Genomic DNA, 4985 nt, shown 5'->3' on the forward strand with positions numbered 1-4985 from the left:
CCGGCGCCGCGGTCGCGCCGGCGTTCCTCAACGCCGCCTTCGACGTCTGCCTCGGCTGCGAGGGCTACCTGGCGATCCGCCGGCTGACCGGCCGTCCGCTGGCCGCCCGGGTGCCGGCCGCAACGCGCTGACCGGCCGCCCTCCGTCACGTGGGCTGCGCGGGATCGCAGCCGACGCGGTCGGAAACGTTTTCGTAACGAGCCCTTGACCTGACCGTCGAATCAGGCGCAAACTCCCGGAAACGTTTACAGCAATCAGCTGGAGGTGCCGGGCGTGGGTCGTAAACGTTTACAGGAGTCGGCCGACGGTCGACCCACCGTCCACACCGTCGCCGCCCGCGCCGGCGTCTCCATCGCGTCCGCCTCCCGCGTGCTCAATGGCGTCGGCGGCAGCCCGGAGACCGTCAGGAAGGTCCGCGAGGCGGCGGCCGAGGTCGGGTACGTGCCCAACGCCATCGCCCGCTCGCTCCAGTCGCAGCGCACCGGCCTGATCGCGCTCGCCGTCGAGGACATCGGCAACCCGGTGTACGTCGAGATGATGCGGGCGATCGAGGAGGTGGTCGCCGCCTCCGGACGCCAGCTGCTGGTGCACGCCACCGGCGGCCAGATCGCCAACGAGACCGCGCTGCTGCGCCGCCTCGCCCACCGCTACGTCGACGGGATGATCGTCTCGCCGATCCGGGTCACCGACGACCACCTGGCCGCACTGGTCGACAGCCCGGTGCCGGTGGTGGTGATCGGTCAGCTCGGCGCCGACGCCCCCGTCGACAACGTACGCACCGACTCCCGTACCGGTGTCTGCCTGGCGGTGGACCACCTGGTCGCCGCCGGGCGGCGGCGGATCGGCTTCGTCAACGGCCCGCTCGACACCGTCCCCGGCGCCGCCCGCGACGCGGGCTTCCGGGCCGCCCTCGCCGCCCACGGCATCGAGGTGGACGAGCGCCTGGTCGAGGTCGGCGACTTCCAGTACGCCGCCGGCCGCGCCGCCACCGAGCGGCTGCTCGCCCGGGCCCGACCGGACGCGCTGGTCTGCGCCAACGACCTGATCGCCGTCGGCGCCCTGCACGCCCTGCTCGCCGCCGGCCACCGGGTCCCCTCCGACGTCGCCCTGGTCGGCATGGACGACACCGAGCTGGCCCGGATGATGTTCCCGCAACTGTCCAGCGTCTCCCTCGGCTCCGCCGAGCGCGGTCGCCGCGCCGCCGAACTGCTCCTGCAGCGGATCGCCGACCCGACCCTGCCGCCTCGGCGGGAGCAGGTGCCGCCGAGCCTCGCGGTCCGCGCGTCCAGCGCCGCGGTCCCCGACGTCTCACCGCTGTTCGTCCCCGCGCCGGCCGCGCCGCCTACGCCGGAGGTGACCGCATGACCACGGTGGCCGAACGGCCCGACGTCGCCCACGCCGACGGCCCCCGGGCGGCCCGGTCCCGCTCCGACCGGATGGGCATCTACCTGCTGCTGTTGCCGTCGCTGCTACCCATCGTGGTGCTGTCGGTGTTCCCGCTGGTGCGGGGCATGTACCTCGGCTTCACCAACGCCCGCGCCGGGCGCAACGTCGAGGTGAGCTTCACCGGGCTGGCCAACTACCGGGAGCTGCTCGGCGACGAGCTGTTCTGGAACTCCTTCAAGATCGGCCTGCTCTGGGCGGTCGGGGTGACCGTGCTGCAGTTCCTGCTCGCCCTCGGCCTGGCCCTGCTGCTCAACCAGCAGCTGCGGTTCCGGGGCGCGGCCCGGGTGCTCGCCGTGGTGCCCTGGGCGATGCCCCCGGTGGTCGTCGGCATCCTGTGGAAGCTGGTGTACCACCCGGACGCCGGGCTGCTGAACGAACTCTTCTACCGGGTCGGCGCCGACGGGCTGCGGACCAACTGGCTCGGCGACTTCAGCACCGCCCTGCCCGCGGTGATCATCGTGGGCGTCTGGGCCGGCATGCCGCAGACCACCGTCGTACTGCTGGCCGGGTTGCAGGGCGTGCCGCGCGAGCTGCACGAGGCGGCCGCGGTGGACGGCGCCGGCACCTGGCACCGGTTCCGCAACGTGACGCTGCCCGCGCTCGCGCCGGTGATCGTGGCCATCACGTCGCTGGACTTCATCTGGAACTTCAACTCGTTCGGGCTGGTCTACGTGCTGACCGCCGGCGGGCCGGGCGGCAAGACCATGCTGCCGATGCTCTTCGCCTACGAGGAGGCGTTCCGCTACGGCAACTACGGCTACGCGGCCGCGCTCGGCAACGTGATGGTCGTGATCATCGTCGCGCTGCTCGCGGTCTACCTGCGGCGCCGACTCCGGGAGGCCAACTGATGTTCGGAAAGCCGAGCCGTACCGGGCGGACCCTGCAGTACGTCGCCCTCACCGGTTACCTGATCTTCCTCGGGTTCCCGCTGGTCTGGCTGGTCTCCACGGCGTTCAAGCCGCCGCGGGAGCTGGTCCAGCTGCACCCGACGCTGATCCCGACCAACCCGACGGCGCAGAACTTCGTGCAGGCGTTCACCGAGCAGGAACTCGGCCGGGCCGCGCTGAACAGCCTGCAGGTGTCGCTCGCCTCGGCGGTGCTCACCGTGCTCGTCGCGCTGCCCGCCTCGTACGCCCTGGCCCGGTTCCGGACCAAGCTCGGCACCGCCGCGCTGGGCTGGGTGCTGCTGTCGCAGCTCTTCCCGTTCGTGCTGCTGATCATCCCGATCTTCCTGATCCTGCGGGAGGTCGGGCTGGCCAACAGCCACGCCGGGCTGGTGCTGATCTACGTGGTCTGGGCGCTGCCGTTCGCGCTCTGGATGCTGCAGGGCTTCGTCCGCAACATCCCCCGCGAGCTGGAGGAGGCCGCCAGCGTCGACGGCGCCAGTCGGCTGCAGATCCTGCGCCGCGTGGTGTTCCCGCTGCTCGCGCCCGGCATCGTGGCCACCGCGCTGTTCTCGTTCATCTCGGCCTGGAACGAGTTCTTCTTCGCCCTGGTGCTGCTCAAGACCCCCGAGCTGGCCACCCTGCCGGTCACCCTGGCCCGGTTCGTCGGCATCGAGGGCACCGCCCGACTCGGCCCGCTCGCGGCCGGATCCCTGCTCGCCACCCTGCCCAGCCTGATCTTCTTCGCGTTCATGCAACGCCGGCTCTCGTCCGGGTCGCTCGCCGGCGCGGTCAAGGGCTGACCCGTCCCCCCACCCACCACCAAGGAGGAATCCCCCATGCTCCGTAGCAGATTCCGTCGACTCGCCGCGGCCGCCGCGGTCGCGGTCGTCGGCCTCGGCGCCCTCACCGCGTGCGGTGACGGCGGCGGCGAGGACAAGGCGTCGTCCGGTCCGGTCAAGCTGCGCTTCCTCAGCCTCGCCTGGCAGAAGGAGTCGCTGCAGGCCAACAAGGACCTGGTCGCCAAGTGGAACAGTGAGCACCCCGACATCCAGGTCGAGTACGTCCAGGGCGACTGGAACTCCGTCCACGACCAGCTGCTCACCGCGTTCGAGGGCGGCGACGCCGCCGACATCGTGCACTACGAGGCCTCCGCCATCGGCGAGTTCAGCAAGCAGGGCTACCTGGCCGACGTCTCCAAGCTGCTCAGCGACGACTTCAAGGGCCAGATCGACCCGGGCGTCTGGGACACCGTCACCTACGACGGCAAGGTCACCGGCGTGCCGTTCCTGCTGGAGTCGCAGGTCGTCATCGCCAACAAGAAGCTGCTCGACGCTGCCGGCGTCGCGGTGCCGCCGACCGACGGCGGCTGGACCTGGGACGAGTTCCAGGCCAACGCGCAGAAGCTCACCAAGCCCGGCCAGTACGGCGTGGCCTGGGCGCTGAAGTCGCCCACCAACCGGGTGATGAACCTGGCCCTCAACTACGACGGCAAGTTCTTCTACACCGACGGCGGCAAGACCGAGGTGAAGGTCGGCGACCCCGAGAAGGAGGTGCCGAAGCGGATCCACGACATGCTCTACACCACCAAGTCCGCCTCCCCGGAGGCGCTCGGCATGAGCGGCGCGGACACCCTGCCCGGCTTCTTCGGCGGCAAGTACGCCATGCTGCCCGGCTCGGTCTCGCTGCGCCAGCAGATGGTCGAGCAGGCCCCCGCCGGCTTCGAGTGGGTGACCCTCCCGCCGATCAAGGGCCTCTCCAGCAAGCAGGCCGCCAACCCGCAGACGCTGTCCATCTCCGAGGACAGCAAGCACAAGAAGCAGGCCGCGGAATTCCTCCAGTGGTTCCTCAACCCCACCAACATGGCCACCCTGGCCAAGGGTGACTGGCTGGTGCCGACCGGCAAGCAGGCCAACGAGGAGCTGGTCAAGGCCACCGGCGGCAAGCAGGGCTGGGACGTGGCCGCGGACAGCGCCGCCGACCTGACCGTCGCGCCGTTCCAGAAGGTCGACGCCTACCCGGAGTGGAAGACCAAGTACGCCACCCCGGCGCTGCAGCAGTACTTCGCCAACAAGATCACCCTGGATCAGCTCGGCACGCAGCTGGTCGACGGTGGCAAGCAGGTTCTGAGGTAACCATGTCACTCTTGCTCGACACGTCGGTCGGTTGCCTGGTCGGTGCCGCGGTGGGCGACGCCCTCGGCGGGGCCACCGAGACAGCGCTTCCCGAGCAGATCCGCGCCCGCTACGGCGGCTGGGTCGAGGGCATCGTGCCCCCGTTCCACGCCGACTGGGCGACCGCGCGGCCACTCGCGCCGTACCACAAGGGCGACGGGCACATCACCGACGACACGTTGATGACCCACGCCCTGGTCCGCGCGTACGCGGCCAAGCGGGACCACCTCGACGCGTACGACGTGGTGGAACTGCTCGTCCCCGACCTGATCGAGCGGGTGGTGTACATCCCGGACCTGGAGCGGGAGGGGGTGACCTTCCACCGGCTGGCCGCGGCCGAACGGTGGCTGGTCACCCGCCTGCACCACGCGCACGCCGACCCCCGCGAGGCCGGCGTGGGCAACATCGTCAACTGCGGCGCCGCCATGTACATGGCCCCGGTCGGCATCGTCAACGCCGGCGACCCGGCCGGGGCGTACGC

The 4985-nt window shown here is 70.9% G+C and carries 6 protein-coding genes; all 6 read left to right on the top strand.

Translation table 11 applies throughout. The features are described 5' to 3' along the window. Window positions 1–131 (top strand): DUF4395 family protein (locus DKL51_RS07575; protein ID WP_124811874.1); only part of this gene is annotated, 131 nt, incomplete at its 5' end. 142 nt (window positions 132–273) lie between these two features. Further along, the gene (locus DKL51_RS07580; RefSeq protein ID WP_109943068.1) at window positions 274–1365 is read left to right on the top strand and encodes a LacI family DNA-binding transcriptional regulator; all 1092 of its coding nucleotides are present in this window, start codon (window positions 274–276) and stop codon (window positions 1363–1365) included. Continuing rightward, window positions 1362–2294 (top strand): carbohydrate ABC transporter permease, encoded by a 933-nt coding sequence (locus tag DKL51_RS07585; protein WP_109943067.1) that lies wholly within the window; start codon window positions 1362–1364, stop codon window positions 2292–2294. The genes DKL51_RS07580 and DKL51_RS07585 overlap by 4 nt, the downstream gene beginning before the upstream one ends. Continuing rightward, window positions 2294–3133 (top strand): carbohydrate ABC transporter permease, encoded by an 840-nt coding sequence (locus DKL51_RS07590; protein ID WP_109943066.1) that lies wholly within the window; start codon window positions 2294–2296, stop codon window positions 3131–3133. The genes DKL51_RS07585 and DKL51_RS07590 overlap by 1 nt, the downstream gene beginning before the upstream one ends. A 36-nt stretch (window positions 3134–3169) precedes the next feature. Then, window positions 3170–4465, top strand: a complete 1296-nt coding sequence (locus DKL51_RS07595) for an ABC transporter substrate-binding protein (protein ID WP_109966057.1) — start codon at window positions 3170–3172, stop codon at window positions 4463–4465. A 2-nt stretch (window positions 4466–4467) separates the two neighbouring features. Further along, window positions 4468–4985: ADP-ribosylglycohydrolase family protein (locus DKL51_RS07600; protein ID WP_148097745.1), on the top strand; the 518-nt coding region annotated here is incomplete at its 3' end.

The sequence above is a fragment of the Micromonospora globispora genome (assembly GCF_003857015.1).
Taxonomy (GTDB): domain Bacteria; phylum Actinomycetota; class Actinomycetes; order Mycobacteriales; family Micromonosporaceae; genus Micromonospora; species Micromonospora globispora.